The 220-nt window shown below is 65.5% G+C and carries 1 protein-coding gene; it reads right to left on the bottom strand.

Translation table 11 applies throughout. The annotated features are described in order from the left end of the window. A partial coding sequence (locus QWJ41_RS22595; RefSeq protein ID WP_302710561.1) for a hypothetical protein occupies window positions 1–220 on the bottom strand: 220 nt, incomplete at both ends.

The following is a 220-nucleotide window of genomic DNA, read 5'->3' as shown; positions in this document are numbered from 1 at the left end:
TGGTGGTGGTTAGTGAAGCGGTTCGGCGGTTCGGGAGCGGTTCGGCGAACCGATAGCGAACCGGCCGACCGAAGCGGTTCGGCGGTTCGGCGCCCCGTTGGGGACCGAACCGATCGAACCGGTCGAAAGCGGTTCGGGCCGCGTGGGTGTCGAGGAAAAGGAGAAGTGCAATGACGGACGAAGTGAACGCGGCCGAGGGCGCGCCGACTGCAAAGAACAG

It is taken from the genome of Nocardioides cremeus (assembly GCF_030518195.1).
GTDB classification, from domain to species: Bacteria; Actinomycetota; Actinomycetes; order Propionibacteriales; family Nocardioidaceae; genus Nocardioides; species Nocardioides cremeus.
Note: the sequence above shows the minus strand (reverse complement) of the source record. Positions and strands in the feature narration are given on the sequence as shown.